The following is a 15,797-nucleotide window of genomic DNA, read 5'->3' as shown; positions in this document are numbered from 1 at the left end:
GCATGCCAGAAGGCCCATCGCTCCTCCTGCTGAAGGAAGAAGCCGCAGCGTTTGCCGGCAAAACCATCATTCAGGCCGATGGCCTGGCGAAAATCGACATGGCGCGCCTTACGGGACAACGCATCGTCGCACTGCGCACGTGGGGCAAGCATTTCCTGATCCAGTTGCCGCACCTGACGGTACGCATTCACCTGCTGATGTTCGGCAGCTACCGCATCAACGAGCGCAAGGAAAGCAACCCCAGCCTGCACCTGCAATTCGACGATGGCGAGCTGAACTTCTATACCAGTTCGGTACGCATCATCGAAGGCGTGCTGGACGAACAGTACGACTGGACGGCGGATGTACTGTCTGATCTATGGAACCCCGCCGCTGCGCGTAAAAAGCTGCGTGCCAATCCGGATATGCTGGTTTGCGACGCCTTGCTCGATCAAACCATTTTCTCGGGTGTCGGCAATATCATCAAGAACGAAGTCCTGTTCCGTATTCGCCTGCATCCCCTCTCCACGGTCGGTGCGCTGTCGGATCGCAAGCTGCGCGAACTGGTCGAACAGGCGCGTGAATACAGTTTCGATTTCTTGCGATGGAAACGGACATTCGAACTGAAAAAGCACTGGCTGGCCCACACGCGACAGACCTGTCCGCGCTGTCATATCCGATTCAGCAAGGGCAAACTGGGCAAGACGAACAGGCGCAGTTTTTATTGCGAACGCTGTCAGAAACGGTACGGAGATCAGTCCGAACTGGATTTCAGCAACGATTCCGGTGACAGACAACCCGTTCGCGAGCGAAGTCGCAAGGGTAAGACGCTATAATCGCCCACTCTTCTGCCATTCCCGTTCACTATCCGCCACATGAAAGTCATCTTCGTCCTGCATAGTCACAAGGCCGGCGGTGCCGAGCGTCACCTGCTGCAATTGATGCAAGGCCTGGCGACGAACGGTGTCGAATGCATTTACGCCGGCCCGCTCGAAGGATGGCTGGGCGAGCAGTTGCAGGCGGCAGGATTCCGCTGCGAGCAGATTTCCTTTACCGGCTTCTTCGATCTGCGTTCGCTGATTAGCCTGATTCGATTGATCCGCCGCGAAAAAGCCGATCTCGTGCACGGTCACCTGACACGTGGTGCTTATTACACGGGATGGGCGGCGAAGCTGGCCGGTGTGCCGAACGTCGCCACTGCCCATTCAACCAACGCCGGCAAATGGTTTGGCCGCGCCACACGCATCATTGCGGTTTCCAACGCTGTTGCGCGCTTTCTCGTGACATGCGGCTATCCGCAAAACAGAATTCGCACCGTCCATCATGGCGTTCCGGATTACGCGGCGCTGCCGCGTACGCCACGCGAAACGATGCGCGCCGAACTCGAGGTTGACGATGCACCGGCACTGGTGATGGTTGCACGCTTCATGCCGGCGAAGGGACACGATGTGGCACTGCGCGGGCTGGCGCTTGTCGCGGACAAACGCTGGACGCTGGTCCTGGCCGGTTCGCTCGATACGGCCGTTGCCAGAGAAATGCAACTGCTCGCGGAACAACTCGGCATTGCCGACCGCGTGCGCTTCATCGGCCATCGTGACGACGTCAACAACATCTACGGCTGTGCCGACATTCTGCTCGCACCATCGCGACGCGAGGCGCTGTCGCTGACATTGCTGGAAGCCGCTGCATTCGCCTTGCCGATCGTCGCCACCGACGTCGGCGGCATTGGCGAAGCGGTCGATAACGGCGTGACCGGCCTGCTGGTTCCGACCGAAGATCCGCCGGCGCTGGCACAAGCCATCGCCGCTTTGCTGGATAATACGAACTTGCGCAATCGCATGGGCCGCGCCGGTCGTCAACGTTACGAACAACTGTTCGCACTGCAAAGCATGGCGCGCGGCACCATCGCCGTGTATGAAGAAGCCGTCGGCAGGAGAATGCCTTGAACCGTATCCAGATATTGATGTATCACCAGGTTGGCGATTTTCCTGCCATGGAGTCGCATCGCGCCACGTATTGCGATCATCGCCGATTCGGCACGCAAATGGCCTATCTGAAGATGTTCGGCTACAAGGTGCTGAGCATGGACGAAGTACTGCAATGCGTACGCGGTGACAAACCGATTCCGCCACGCGCCGTTGCCATCACCTTCGACGATGCCTACGAAAATTTTTACGAATACGCGCTGCCGATTCTGCACCGCCACAATTTCCCGGCGACCGTCTACGCGATTGCCGGCATGCTCGGCGGCTCGGCCGACTGGCTGATTGCCGACGGCCACCAGGCACCGCCGTTGATGACCGGCGCACGATTGCGTGAATTGCTGTCCGCCAATATCGCCATCGGATCGCACTCGTTCAACCACATTCGGCTCGGCGAACAAACGTCCGAGCTTGCGCTCAACGAAGCGTTGAAATCGAAGGCTGCGCTGGAAGACGTCCTTGGCCAGGCCGTCGATCACTTCTGCTATCCGTACGGCAGTCACAACCTGCAAACCGTGGAAGCCATTGCCGAAGCCGGATACAAGACCGCGGTCACCTGCGAACGTGCGCCGGCCACTATCGGCGATGATCCGTTGACACTGCCGCGCAAGGCGGTTGCATGGGGCGATTCGCTGGTCGGCGTCTGGTGGAAAATGCACATGAAGAACACGCCGAAGCGACCACTGATCCGTCGTTGATTTTCGGCCAGATCGGCCAGAATAGCGTTGACGTGTCGCGATGACACAACTGTAACAAGAGCCCTCTTTAACCGTTTCTTTACCTGCCCTCTCTTCCTTCGTTCTATGATTGGCAACGCACGGCATTCATGATGTAATGCCTCGCATGGCTTCTTCCACTGTTGTCTGTCCCGTCGTTCAACCATCGATCAAGGAGACCGTAATGAAGAAACTGTCCTGCGCCATTCTGCTGATGCTGCCACTAGCCTTCCACATGGCTCACGCAGAAACCGATCAGCAAAACAAGATGAAAACCTGCAACGCTGAAGCAAGCGGCAAAAAAGGCGACGAACGCAAGGCGTTCATGAAAGAGTGCCTGAGCAAGCACGATGAAAAAGGCAGCGCTGCACAACAGGCTCAACGCGAAAAAATGAAGAACTGCAACGCGGCTGCGGTCGACAAGACAGGCGACGCGCGCAAGGCGTTCATGAAGGAATGTCTGTCGAAACACTGAGCTCACGCGCAGCAAAAAAAAGCAGCCTCAATGGCTGCTTTTTTTTATTTCGCGGCGACTACCTGGCTTACTGTTTCGCTATCGGAGGCACATCCTTATCCTTCTCCACCGGCGAATCCCATCCGCCGCCCAGCGCACGAATCAATCCAACCGACGCCACCGCACGTTGCCCCTGACTACGGATCAAAGAGCGCTGCGTCGCCAGGCTTGAGCGTTGTGCATCGATGACTTCAAAGTAGCTGGCCGAACCATAGCGATAGCGTGAATCTGCAAGCCTGGTGGCGAGCTGCGACGACTTGGTCGCCTGATCCTCGAACACCATCTGGCGATCCAGTGTGCGCAAGGCACTCAGATTGTCTTCGACATCGCGAAAACCGACCAGCACCTGCTGACGATAATTCGCGACCAGCGCTTCGTAATCGGCATCGGCTCGTGCGAGGTTCGAACGATTGCGACCGCCGTCGAAGATCGGCAGGTTCAGCAGCGTGCCGCTCAACGGACCGAGTATCCAGCTGCGACTCGACCATTTGAACAGGTCGCGCAATTCATTCGACGCGTAACCGCCCGAACCAGTCAGCACCAGCGACGGGAAGAACGCGGCTTTCGCTGCGCCGATGCGCGAACTGGCGGCAGCCATTTGACGCTGCGCCTGTGCGATGTCCGGACGACGTTCCAGCAGATCGGATGGCAAGCCTGCGGGCACCGTCACAATCGACGCTTGCAGCGGTGCAACCGGCAGACTGAACTGGGCCGGGGCCTGACCCAGCAACACTGCCAGTGCATGATCACGTTGCGCACGTTCGCGCCGGACACCTTCCAGTTCGGCGCTGGTCGTGGCCCATTCGGTCTTTGCCTGCGCTACATCGAGTTCGCTGGTATCGCCGGCATCGAAACGATGCTTGGCGAGGTCAAGTGCTTCCTGACGCAGGTTGACGGTTTTTTCCAGTACGTCGATTTCTGAGTCGAGTGCGCGAATCGTGAAGTATTGCTGGGCGACGTCAGCCTGCAATGTCAGCAGCACTGAGTGATACGCCGCTTCCTGTGCATCGGCGTCGAGTTGCGCCGCACGGCTGGCGTCGGACAGGCGACCGAACAGATCGACTTCATAGGAGAAGTTGGCGCCGGCACGCCATTGTGTCGATGGCGGCGGACTGACGCCATCCGGCGTCGGAACGTTCGGCTGTACACCACCGACACGCGTCGGGCCGAAGCCCGCGCCCAGCTGGAAACCGCGATCCGCATCCACCACGCCGGCAATCGCACGCGACTCTTTGACTCGTGCAAATGCTGCAGTCAGATTCGGATTCGATTCGGTCGCCTCGACAATCAGCTTGCTCAGATTATCGTCGCCATACACTTTCCACCATTGACCACGATCGGTGTTATCGGCCGGCTTCGCAACTTTCCATTCGCCTTGCAACGGTTCTGCCTTCTCGCGATAAGCGGCCGGCGTATCGAGCTTCAGTGTTTCCGGCGGTTTCGCCGTCGAGCAACCTGCGAGAACCAGCGCGGCAGTCAGCGCGGTAAGAGTGAGATTGAATTTTTTCATTTTTATACCTCGTAATTATGCGGAGCGTCCGACGTGATCGCTGGCGCATGATGCACATAGGCTTCCGCTTCAGGCTCGCGCTTCGGCGTGAGCCTGTTTTCCAGCGTACGCAGCAGGACGTAGAAGATCGGTGTCAGGAACAGGCCGAAGGCAGTCACGCCGATCATGCCGGAGAACACCGCCACACCCATTGCGTGACGCATCTCTGCACCCGCACCGCTCGACAGAATCAGCGGTACCACGCCGGCGATGAAAGCGATCGACGTCATCAGGATCGGACGCAGACGCAGACGTGCTGCCTCGATCGCTGCTTCGTAGACGCCCCTGCCGTGATCTTCCAGTTCCCTTGCAAATTCCACGATCAGAATCGCGTTCTTACAGGCAAGCCCCACCAGCACAATCAGACTGATCTGCGTGAAGATGTTGTTGTCGCCACCAGTCAGGAACACACCGAAAATCGCGGACAGCAACCCCATCGGTACGATCAGCAGCACGGCGAGCGGCAACGTCAGACTTTCATACTGCGCAGCGAGCACCAGGAACACCAGCAGCATCGATAACGGCAGGATGATGAACAATGTATCGCCGGCGATCTTGTCCTGATACGTGATCTCGGTCCATTCGTAACCGATACCGCGCGGCAGCGTTTCGGCTGCAATGCGTTCGATCGCATCCTGCGCCTGGCCGGTGCTGAAGCCCGGTGCCGGACCGCCGTTGATGTCGGCCGACGGGAACGCGTTGTAACGCACTGCCTGATCGGGGCCGTGACTTTGCGTCATCTTCAACACGGACGACAACGGCACCATTTCACCGGCGGTATTGCGTACCTTCAGCAAGCCGATATCTTCGGCATGCGCACGGAACGGTGCATCAGCCTGCACCCGCACCTGGAAGGTCCGGCCGAACTTGGTGAAATCGTTGACGTACAGCGAGCCCAGATAGATCTGCAGCGTGTCGAACACCGATGTCACCGATACGCCCAATTGCTGTGCACGGGTGCGGTCGAGATCGGCATACAACTGCGGCACGTTGATCTGGAAACTGGAGAACATGCCCTGCAGTTCCGGAGCGGCATACGCCTTCGTCATGAATGCCTTGACCGCATCGTTCAACGCCTCGTTACCCAATGCGCCACGATCCTGAATCTGCAGTTTGAAGCCGCCGATCGTGCCGAGCCCCTGTACCGGTGGTGGCGGGAACATTGCAATGAACGCGCCCTGAATCACCGAGAACTTCTGGTTCAGCTGTTGTGCAATCGCATTGCCGCTCAACTCCTTGCTCTTGCGTTCGTCGAACGGTTTCAACGTAACGAACACGATGCCGGAATTCGGACTGTTGACGAAGCCGTTGATCGACAGACCCGGGAACGCGACAGCGGATTCCACACCCGGCGTTTTCATCGCGATATCGGACATCTGACGGATCACGTCTTCGGTACGATCGAGCGACGACGCATCAGGCAACTGTGCGAAACCGACCAGATATTGCTTGTCCTGGCCTGGAACGAAACCGGCCGGTACGTGATGGAACAGGAACATCGTCGCGCCGATCAGCACGGCATAGACAGCCAGCGATACCGATTTGCGTTTCAATATGCTGGTTACGCCACCGCCGTAATTTTCCGAACCGCGATGAAATACCTTGTTGAAGCGAACGAAGAACCAGCCGAAGAGTCGATCAATCAGCAACTGGAATCTGTCTTTTGGCGCGCCATGATTTTTCAACAGCAACGCAGCCAGTGCCGGCGACAACGTCAGCGAGTTGAATGCCGAGATCACGGTCGAGATCGCAATCGTCAGTGCAAACTGCTTGAAGAACTGACCGGTCAGGCCGGACACGAATGCCAGCGGCACGAACACCGCGCACAGTGTCAGTGCGATCGCCACGATCGGACCGGACACTTCACGCATTGCCTTGTACGTCGCCTCTCGCGCCGTCAGGCCCGCCTCGATATTCCGCTCGACGTTCTCCACCACCACGATCGCATCGTCGACGACGATACCGATCGCCAGCACCAGACCAAACAGACTCAGTGCATTGATCGAAAAGCCGAAGCCCAGCATCACCGCAAACGTACCGATCACCGATACCGGCACCGCCAGCAACGGAATGATCGATGCGCGCCATGTCTGCAGGAAGATGATCACGACAATCACAACCAGCAGAATTGCTTCCAGCAGCGTATGAATGACCGCTTCGATCGACGAACGGACGAATTGCGTTGGGTCATAGACGATGCTGTAATCGACACCCTCCGGCATGTCTTTCTTCAGATCGGCCATCGTCTTGCGCACGTTCTCGGAAATTTCAAGCGCATTGGAACCCGGCGACTGGAAGATCGGGATGGCGACGGCCTGCTTGTTGTTCAACAGCGAACGCAATGCATATTCGCTCGCACCGAGTTCGATACGTGCCACATCTTTCAGTCGCGTGATGACACCATCCGGCGAGGTGCGAATGACGATGTTGCCGAACTCTTCCTCGTTCTGCAGACGACCGCGTGCATTGACCGATATCTGGTAATCGACACCCGGCACCGACGGCGATGCACCGATCACACCGGCCGCGACGTTGACGTTCTGTTCGCGAATCGCCTGCACGACGTCATCAGCCGACAGACCGCGCTCCGCAACCTTGCGCGGATCGAGCCAGATACGCATCGAGTAATCGCCGGAACCGAACAGCTGTACCGCGCCGATGCCCGGCAGACGCGCAAGGCGATCCTTGACGTTCAGCACTGCATAGTTGCGCAGATAGGCCATGTCGTAACGGTCGTTCGGCGACAGCAAGTGAACGACCATCGTCAGGTCAGGCGAACTTTTGGTCGTCGTCACGCCAAGACGCTGGACGACGTCAGGCAGACGCGGCAGCGCCTGGTTGACGCGGTTCTGCACCAGTTGCTGTGCCTGATCCGGCGAGACGCCAAGCTTGAAGGTCACGGTCAATGTCATCAGACCGTCGGAAGTCGCCTGCGATTGCATGTAAAGCATGCCTTCAACGCCGTTGATTTGTTCCTCGATCGGCGTGGCGACCGTTTCCGCGATGGTTTGCGGATTGGCACCAGGGAAATTGGCCTTGACCACGACCGATGGCGGCACGACTTCCGGATATTCGGAAATCGGCAGGTTGAACATCGCGATCAAGCCTCCCAACAGGATGATCGACGACAGCACACCCGCAAAGATCGGGCGGTCGATAAAAAATCTGGATATGTTCATGTGGTTTTCTTCTTAAATTTCAGATGCGTGTCAGATGCGGCAAAAATGGTTTGCGGTTGAACCCGATCAATTCGCTGCAACGACATTGGCATTTGTCTTGGCGTCTGCACCGGCAACGCGTGCATCCATCGCCACAACTTCCGGCGTAACCGTGTCGTTCGGGCGAATGCGCTGCAGGCCGTTGACGACGATGCGTTCATCCTTCTTCAGGCCGGAACGCACAACCCGCAAACCATCGACGATCGGACCGAGTACGACCGGGCGATAGACCGCCTTGTTGTCGGCGCCGACCACCATCACGTATTTCTTGTCTTGATCGGTGCCGACTGCCTTGTCATCGATCAGCAATGCATTTTTCGCATTGGCGTCGCCGGTACGTACGCGAGCGAACATGCCTGGCGTCAGCGTGCCGTTTTCGTTATCGAACACGGCGCGTACGCGGATCGTGCCGGAGCCGTTATCCAGGCGATTGTCGAACGATTTGACGTGACCCTGACGCGGGTAGCCTTCTTCGCTGGTCAGACCCATTGCCACCGGGATGCGATTGACACCGCTGTTGCCAACGGCACCGGTTGCTGCATAGCGGATATAAGTCGGCTCATCCACTTCGAAGCTGACATACATCGGCGACACGGATACGACAGTCGTCAGGGTTGGTGCCGTCGGACCGGTCGTAACCAGATTGCCGACGGTGATTTCCGCACGCGAGACGCGTCCGGCCACCGGCGCGGTAATTTCCGTGTATTGCAGATTCAGGCGTGCGGTTTGCACGGCAGCGTCGGTTGCCTTCAGGTTGGCATCGGCTTCCTGGAAGGCGTTTTCGCGCGTATCGAGCTCGCGTTGCGCGACTGCGCGTTCTTCCAGCAATTTGCGCGTGCGTTCCAGTTCCGTCTTCGCAAGCGACAGGCGGGCAACCGCACCGGCGCGTGCCGCTTCGGCGCGTGCCAGCTCGGCCTTGTAGGGACGAGGATCGATCGTAAACAGAGGATCGCCCTTCTTCACCAGTTGACCGTCCTGAAAATGCACGGCGTCGATCGTGCCGGAAATACGCGGCCGCACCTCCACGCGTTCAACTGCTTCGACGCGACCTGAAAAATCGTCCCATTCAGTGACCGAACGCTCGAGTACATTCGCCACGGTGACGGTTGCGGCAGACGGCGCAGCCGAAGGCGTTTTCTCGGCGTGACCGGAAAGCGAAATGGTCGCGGCACCGGCGATGACAAGCGCACCAATCGCGATGGCGATCGTGCTGCGAGAAAAACGAGGCTTGGTCGAGATTTTCATATTATTCCCTGTTGATAAATTGAATTGATGAAATGGTTAAAACTGAATGGGGACGATGCTGCGTTATACGGATGCATGCCAAATGTGTCTGGCCGTTTTCAGAAGGCATTTCGTCAGCCGGGATCGTTGATGAACTGCGTCACCGCCGAAACGACCGATGAAAAATCCGGATGATGCGGTTGTACCAGCGCATGCGATGAACCTTCGAGACGACGCGTGTGCACCGGCACGCCGGCTGCAATCAGTCGCGCTGCATACTGTTCCGCTTCGTCGCGCATTGCATCGCTGTCGGCGCTGATGATCAGCGCAGGCGCCAGATCCGCCAGTCGGCGCGATTGCGCGGGCGCCGCATACGGATGCATTGCAGCGCTGACCGCCGGAAGATACGCCGCCCAACCGTCACGGCAAATGCATTCGGAAGACGACTGCATCGACGTCGACGTCTGGTTCGGGTCCAGCATTGGCGTAATCAGAATCTGACCTTTCAGCCAGATACCGCGGCTGGTCGCGGCAATCCGGTCGCGAGCAATCATCGCAACCGATGCCGCAAGATTACCGCCTGCCTGGTCACCTGCGACAAATACGCGCTTGCCGTCGGCCCCCAATTCCGTCGCTTTCGCCTGCGCCCATTGCAGCGCTGCAAAAGCGATTTCCGCTGTATCGGGAAACTGCACAATCGGCGCAAGCGGGTAATCGACACTGACAACCACGGCACTTTCCGCCAGCACGGCAGCAATACCGTCGGCGGCGTCTGCCGAACCGCAATCGAAGAAGCCGCCGTGGAAATACACGATCAGCGGCAATCCGGCACCGGCATCGCGTTTGTCCTGTTTATCCTGGTTATCGCCCGTGCCGAAAACGCGCAGCACAACCTCGTGCTCGGCGTAACGAAACGACGCCCTCACGGATAATTGCTGTGCGGTCAGATCCATGTTCATTAGTGCTGAACTGCGGGCTGACCAAGATTGCCAACCGCCATCGTGGCATTGGCCCAGACAGCACCGCCAGTCAACGCGCTGTCGTAAACCAGATTCTGGAATGCGTCGTTGTGCATCGCAGCAGACAAGGCGAGTGTCCCTGCAGCAACAGCGGTGAAATGATAGAAGCGTGTTTTCATGATGATGCTCCCTTGCAAACAGTTTCGATGGGAAGAAGTATATAAATCCAAAGTCTGAAGATAAACACTCGATTCAATGAAGGACTGTCATATAAAATTAGACAGTAACTCGTTTCCAGCCTTGACAAAGGCGGGTCAGAGCCTTTTAATACGTACATCCGTGAACGAAACGGTCATACGCCAGTCATATTCACTAGTGATCACTACAGAATACAGTTGCTACTGTAGCCAGCCTGCTTTACGCTGTCAAGAGATTTAATATCGATCGCTATGGAAATAGAAAACACAATCGAAAAACCACGCAAAAAGGCCGGTCGCCCGCTCTCCTTCGATAGAGAGGCGGCACTGGACCGTGCGATGCTGGTTTTTTGGCGCTTCGGATACGAGGCCGCGTCGCTGCAGGAATTGACGTCGGCCATGGGCATCACGCCGCCGAGCCTGTACGCAGCTTTCGGCGACAAGGAAAAACTGTTCCTTGAAGCCGTCGAGCGCTACTCGACAAAGAATTGCAACGCGGTGCAATGCCTGTTCGAACAGGCACCGACCGCACGCGATGCGATTGAACGTCTGCTGCAAAGCAATGCCGTCGAGTTCACCTGCCCGAGTCATCCGCCGGGTTGTCTGGTCGTTACGGCGGCCACCAACTGCTCAGCGTCATCCGAACATGTTCAACACAAAATGGTTGAACGGCGTGACAACGTCGAAGGCATGATCAGGGAGCGCATCGAACAGGGTATTGCCGATGGTGAATTGCCAGCGGATACCGACGCCGCAGCGCTGGCCAATTTCTACATCACCGTATCGCAAGGCATGACAACGCAGGCACGCGACACCGGCGGCAATCGCGACAAGCTGCTGGCGATTGCAGCGACGGCAATGCGTGCCTGGCCGGTCCCAAAGTAACCATCGGAAAAACAGTCAGGAAGTTTGCCTCGCTATCGAACGCCGAGTCATCGCAAAGAAAAAGCGCCCTTCTGCGGGCGCTTTTTTTATTGATGAATATTGAAGAATACGGCGTGCCGGTTCGGCGTGCTCAGGTTTTCAGCACATCCATGCCGCGCTGCACTGCCGGTCTTCGGCCCACGCTTTCCAGCCAGCGGCGCACCGCCGGTTTGTCTTTCATGCTGTCGGCCAGTACCTCCTGAAGATACGTCGTCGCACTCAATGTCCACGGATAGTTCGCCATATCCGCAATCGTGTAATGTTCGCCGGCCAGATAGGTATTTTTTGCCAGATGCCCATCCATTACGCCCAGCAGACGATCGGCTTCCTCGGTGAAATGATCGATCGCCAGCGGCAGCTTTTCCTTTGCGCGCATCGCAAAAAAACCGAGCTGTCCGAACATCGGCCCTGTGCCGCCAATCTGCCAGTACAGCCAGGCCAGCGCACGATAACGCTCCGGCCCCGTTGCGTCGAGAAAACGACCGTGTTTTTCTGCCAGATAGGTCAGGATCGCACCGCTTTCGAACAACGTCAGTGGGCCGCCTTCTGCTTCGTCATCGACCAGTGCAGGGATCTTGTTGTTCGGAGAAATCGTCAGAAAATCCGGCTCGAACTGCTCATCCTTGCCGATATCGACCGGCTGCACGCGATAAGGCACGCCAAGTTCTTCCAGCATGATGGCCGGCTTGCGCCCATTCGGCGTGGTCCATGTGTAAAGCGTGATCATTTTTTCTCCTGATGAAACTCGTTCGAAAATTTTCTGCGCGTTCATGCGTGCCTGCCGATAGTGAGTGCATGTAATCGCATAGGTTCCCGGCATGTTTCGTTCAGTCACTATAGAATCATGCGACTGTATTCAACGATCGGACAATCGCACATGGATCGCTTTGACACGATGCTCGCCTTCACCCGCGTGGTGGAACTGAAGAGTTTCACGAAGGCGGCAACTTCATTGAACCTGCCGAAGGCAACGGTCTCCGCACAAGTCATCGCGCTGGAAAAACGACTGCGCGTCAAATTACTGAACCGGACCACGCGTCACGTCAGCGTGACGCCGGATGGCGCCGGCTACTACGAACGCGCGGTGCGACTGCTGGGAGAACTTGAAGAAACCGAAGCGTCGGTCAGTCATGCAGCGATGTCGCCGAAAGGACGTTTGCGCGTTGACGTGCCCGGCTCGGTCGGTCGCCGCATCATTGCACCGGCGCTCGATGATTTTTTTGCGCGTTATCCGGAAATCGATCTGGAGCTCGGCTGCACCGATCGTCCTGTCGATCTCGTGCATGAAGGCATCGACTGCGTGATTCGCGGCGGCGATATTCATGACGAATCGCTGGTCGCGCGCCGACTTGGCGACTTTCGCATGCTGACGTATGCGGCTCCGTCCTATCTCGCGAAGCATGGGGAACCACAAAATCTGGAAGATCTGGAACGCCACCAGATGATTGCCTTCGCATCGCCGAAAACCGGCAAGGTTTTTCCGCTGATTTACGAGAAAAACGATGTGCAGACCGTCGTGCAAGGCATCCAACGCATCTCCATCAACGATGCAGACAGCTGCGCGGCAGCGGCATGTTCCGGCATCGGACTGGTGCAACTGCCGGCCTTTATTGCGCGGGAATATGTCGATTCAGGCCACTTGGTCGCCATCATGAAAGACTATCCGTCAGAGTTGGTGCCAGTGTGGATTCTGTATCCGCCTAATCGCCATCTGTCGACCAAAGTACGTGCATTTGCCGAATGGGCGGCAGAACTGTTTGCAAAGACCGGATTCGGTTGAGTTGATGAACTGATGCAGGACTTGCTGCGATTGCAGCATAACGCGACTTAAAACGACGAGCCGGCGGTTTTAAGAAAAGCGATTTCCTCTTGGGTCGAAGCACGACCGAGGATGGCATTGCGGTGGGGGAAACGTCCGAAGCGGGCGATGACATCCCGATGACGCACGGCGAAATTGACGAAGCCGCTGAACACCGATTGCTGCTCTGTCGGCACATTGCTTAGCAGCTTTTCATACAACTGCACTGCACGCTGCTGCAACATCAATGATTCGGCATGTTCCAGAGGAAGATAGATGAAGATGCGTTCGATCGGGCGCAGCGATGCATCGAAACCATGCTCGAGTGCGTGCAGCGTCCAGTGCAGCGCAATCGGATCGAAGGAAAACGACTCCGGACGACCCCGATACATGTTGCGTGGAAATTGATCCGTCAACAGGATCAATGCCAGTGTGCCCGAAGGCGTCGCTGCCCACGTGTCGAGCGCGCCCTTCGCCGCAGCTAGTGTGGATGTCTGGAAGCGAGTACGAATCTCGATATCCGCAGCGTCATTCTTGGCCCACCACAGTTTGCTTTGTTGAGCGGCAACTGCGGCGTCATCTGCATCGTCGCCAAACCAGAACGTGCGTATCGTTTCTGCAGTTTCAGTCAATGCCGGCTCCTGTCCGTTTGCTGTCACCGCGATAGCCGACTGATTCCGGCTGCATACCGGAACACCAATCGGAACTCCCAGTTATCAAGCCTTGGTATTGATATTGTTTCCCAAATGCGGTGGCAGATTCTGCTGTACCTGACCGACGGCATCGATGAGTGCCATTGCCATCGCGCCCTGTATATCCATGGATTTCTTGAAAACAGTGATCGCTACCGCGTTAGCCGTGCGTTCCTGCGCCATGCTGGTGGCGAGTGCGGGGATATTGCCAACGTCCATGCTGTCTCCAATGACGCCAATATGGCGCTTCATCTTTTCTTAACGGCCGCCATTTCATTTTCTTTAGTTCCTTAATGCGGCTATTACAGTTTGGAGCACGAATTCACGAACAAGTTTTACCGCACTGCCAACTTTTTCGAAAATTTGTTGTCTGATTGCATAACGCAGCACGCGATCCGCTTTTATTGAGGGAATGCGTCGTCGCCATCGAATGTAATAAAACAATGGCAATTAGGGGACAAGACAACATGACGGACACATTTTTGCGCCACCCTTTCAAGCGGTCCGAACCATCGCGACATCGGCTCGCCATTCCTCGCCTGCTCGTGCTGGTCTGCCTGTCCCTCACCGCGTGCGCCTCGCTTCCCGATGTGCGTTACCTGAACGCATCGCTGACGCCGGAATCCTCACCGACCATCAAGACGGCGCAAGGCGACCTGTCGCCGCAAAAATCGGAATCATTGCTGACACAACGTCTGCGCAATTCCAAAGTCGATCTGCCGGAAATGGCCGCGCTCGAAGAAGCGGCGACCGGCAGTCCACTCATTGCCGGCAACAAGCTGACGCTGCTCAACGACGGGCCGGCGACGATGAAGGCAATGATCGCCGCGATCAAGACGGCAAAAGATCACGTCAATCTGGAAACCTATATTTTTGGCCAGGATTCCATGGGAGACGAATTCGCCGATCTGCTGATTCAGAAGCAGCGCGAAGGCGTGCAGGTCAATGTGATTTACGACAGTGTCGGTTCTCTCGGTACGCACCCTGATTTCTTCAAACGCTTGCGCGACGCCGGGATCGCCGTCGTCGAGTTCCATCCGGTCAATCCGTTCAAGCGCTTCGGTTCGTCATGGCGATTGAATAACCGCGATCATCGCAAGATCCTTGTAGTCGACGGCAGGATCGCCTTCACCGGCGGCATCAATATTACCGACGATTATTCTTCCGGCTCCCTCTTCCGTTCCAAATCGAAAAACAAGAGTCATCTGGGATGGCGCGACACACACATTCAGGTTGAAGGTCCCGCCGTCGCGTCGTTCCAGTGGCTGTTCCTGCAGACATGGGTCAGCCAGCGGGAAGACGATCTGGCATCGCGAAAATATTTCCCGAAGCTGGAGCCGGTCGGCAACAAGATCGTGCGTGTCATTGCCAGCAAACCGGGTGGTGATTATGAAGTCTACAAGGCCTATGTACTGGCAATGCAGCAGGCGAAAACCTCGATTCACATTACGAACTCCTACTTTGTACCCGACAAGCAGATGATCGATGCACTGACAGACGCCGCGAAACGCGGCATCGACGTGAAGCTCGTCTTCCCCGCCGTATCCGATGCCAGTCTGGTCATGCACGCCGGTCGTTCGTTCTATACCGAACTGCTGGCCAGCGGTGTGCGCATTTTCGAATTGCAGGCATCCGTGCTGCACGCCAAAACCGCCGTGATCGACGGTTACTGGTCAACGGTTGGATCGACCAATCTGGACATGCGCAGCTTCCTGCATAACAGCGAGGTCAACCTGATCGCACTGGATCAGGAATTCGGCTCGACGATGGAAAGCGCATTCAATGAAGACCTGAAGAACTCCATTGAAGTCACCCCGGAAAAATGGGCGGAACGTCCGATGTCGGACCGGATGCAAGAATGGTTTGCACGACAATTCGAATACTGGTTGTAGAAAAAGCCTGCGCAAGGCCAACAACGTCTATCGCCGCATCGCCCTCCAGCGGCGATGTGGCCTTTTCCCTTCTCTGTCAAAATACATCTTTTATTGTCGATGGCGTCGCAGCGCATGCCGGCCAGACGCCTCGTCATGCCATTGAAAGTATTC

At 56.8% G+C, this 15,797-nt stretch carries 15 protein-coding genes; 7 read left to right on the top strand and 8 right to left on the bottom strand.

Features of this window, described 5'->3' with window-relative positions; all coding sequences use genetic code 11:
• Positions 1 to 2: 2 nt before the first annotated feature.
• The 4 genes from VN114_RS01980 to VN114_RS01965 all read left to right on the top strand — a co-directional run bounded on the left by VN114_RS01980 (position 3) and on the right by VN114_RS01965 (position 3,152).
• On the top strand, positions 3 to 815 hold the full coding sequence (locus VN114_RS01980) for a DNA-formamidopyrimidine glycosylase family protein (protein WP_325511446.1): 813 nt from the start codon (positions 3 to 5) through the stop codon (positions 813 to 815).
• A gap of 39 nt (positions 816 to 854) precedes the next feature.
• Positions 855 to 1,925: a glycosyltransferase gene (locus VN114_RS01975; protein ID WP_325511444.1), complete on the top strand. Its 1,071-nt coding sequence runs from the start codon at positions 855 to 857 to the stop codon at positions 1,923 to 1,925.
• Entirely contained in the window at positions 1,922 to 2,659 is a 738-nt protein-coding gene (locus VN114_RS01970) for a polysaccharide deacetylase family protein (RefSeq protein WP_325511442.1), read from the top strand. Before VN114_RS01975 ends, VN114_RS01970 begins: the two co-directional genes overlap by 4 nt.
• Before the next feature lie 202 nt (positions 2,660 to 2,861).
• Complete coding sequence (locus VN114_RS01965) at positions 2,862 to 3,152, top strand: PsiF family protein (RefSeq protein WP_325511440.1); 291 nt, start codon at positions 2,862 to 2,864, stop codon at positions 3,150 to 3,152.
• A gap of 67 nt (positions 3,153 to 3,219) precedes the next feature.
• Here VN114_RS01965 and VN114_RS01960 read toward each other — a convergent pair whose 3' ends face one another.
• The 5 genes from VN114_RS01960 to VN114_RS01940 form a co-directional block, all read right to left on the bottom strand.
• Complete coding sequence (locus VN114_RS01960; protein WP_325511438.1) at positions 3,220 to 4,701, bottom strand: efflux transporter outer membrane subunit; 1,482 nt, start codon at positions 4,699 to 4,701, stop codon at positions 3,220 to 3,222.
• Between the two features lie 2 nt (positions 4,702 to 4,703).
• Positions 4,704 to 7,919 carry an efflux RND transporter permease subunit gene (locus VN114_RS01955; protein WP_325511436.1) on the bottom strand — a complete coding sequence of 1,072 codons (3,216 nt, stop codon included), beginning with the start codon at positions 7,917 to 7,919 and terminating at the stop codon, positions 4,704 to 4,706.
• Positions 7,920 to 7,985: 66 nt separating this feature from the next.
• Entirely contained in the window at positions 7,986 to 9,203 is a 1,218-nt protein-coding gene (locus tag VN114_RS01950; protein ID WP_325511434.1) for an efflux RND transporter periplasmic adaptor subunit, read from the bottom strand.
• A 113-nt stretch (positions 9,204 to 9,316) separates the two neighbouring features.
• Positions 9,317 to 10,135 (bottom strand): alpha/beta hydrolase, encoded by an 819-nt coding sequence (locus VN114_RS01945; protein WP_325511432.1) that lies wholly within the window; start codon positions 10,133 to 10,135, stop codon positions 9,317 to 9,319.
• 5 nt (positions 10,136 to 10,140) lie between these two features.
• On the bottom strand, positions 10,141 to 10,320 hold the full coding sequence (locus VN114_RS01940) for a hypothetical protein (protein ID WP_325511430.1): 180 nt from the start codon (positions 10,318 to 10,320) through the stop codon (positions 10,141 to 10,143).
• 270 nt (positions 10,321 to 10,590) lie between these two features.
• Here VN114_RS01940 and VN114_RS01935 point away from each other — a divergent pair, with 270 nt between their 5' ends.
• Entirely contained in the window at positions 10,591 to 11,223 is a 633-nt protein-coding gene (locus tag VN114_RS01935; RefSeq protein WP_325511428.1) for a TetR/AcrR family transcriptional regulator, read from the top strand.
• Between the two features lie 130 nt (positions 11,224 to 11,353).
• Here VN114_RS01935 and VN114_RS01930 read toward each other — a convergent pair whose 3' ends face one another.
• Positions 11,354 to 11,989: a glutathione S-transferase family protein gene (locus VN114_RS01930; protein WP_325511427.1), complete on the bottom strand. Its 636-nt coding sequence runs from the start codon at positions 11,987 to 11,989 to the stop codon at positions 11,354 to 11,356.
• 150 nt (positions 11,990 to 12,139) lie between these two features.
• On the opposite strand from VN114_RS01930, the gene VN114_RS01925 reads away from it, so the two are divergent.
• Positions 12,140 to 13,042, top strand: coding sequence for a LysR family transcriptional regulator (locus VN114_RS01925; protein WP_325511425.1), 903 nt, complete (start codon positions 12,140 to 12,142; stop codon positions 13,040 to 13,042).
• 47 nt (positions 13,043 to 13,089) lie between these two features.
• On the opposite strand, the gene VN114_RS01920 is transcribed toward VN114_RS01925, so the two are convergent.
• Complete coding sequence (locus tag VN114_RS01920) at positions 13,090 to 13,692, bottom strand: DUF924 family protein (protein WP_325511423.1); 603 nt, start codon at positions 13,690 to 13,692, stop codon at positions 13,090 to 13,092.
• Between the two features lie 84 nt (positions 13,693 to 13,776).
• The gene (locus tag VN114_RS01915) at positions 13,777 to 13,971 is read right to left on the bottom strand and encodes a YjfB family protein (protein ID WP_325511421.1); all 195 of its coding nucleotides are present in this window, start codon (positions 13,969 to 13,971) and stop codon (positions 13,777 to 13,779) included.
• A gap of 248 nt (positions 13,972 to 14,219) precedes the next feature.
• Here VN114_RS01915 and cls point away from each other — a divergent pair, with 248 nt between their 5' ends.
• Positions 14,220 to 15,644: a cardiolipin synthase gene (gene cls / locus VN114_RS01910; protein ID WP_325511419.1), complete on the top strand. Its 1,425-nt coding sequence runs from the start codon at positions 14,220 to 14,222 to the stop codon at positions 15,642 to 15,644.
• Positions 15,645 to 15,797 lie beyond the last annotated feature (153 nt).

The sequence above is a fragment of the Oxalicibacterium sp. genome (assembly GCF_035565035.1).
GTDB lineage: Bacteria > Pseudomonadota > Gammaproteobacteria > Burkholderiales > Burkholderiaceae_D > Oxalicibacterium.
Note: the sequence above shows the minus strand (reverse complement) of the source record. Positions and strands in the feature narration are given on the sequence as shown.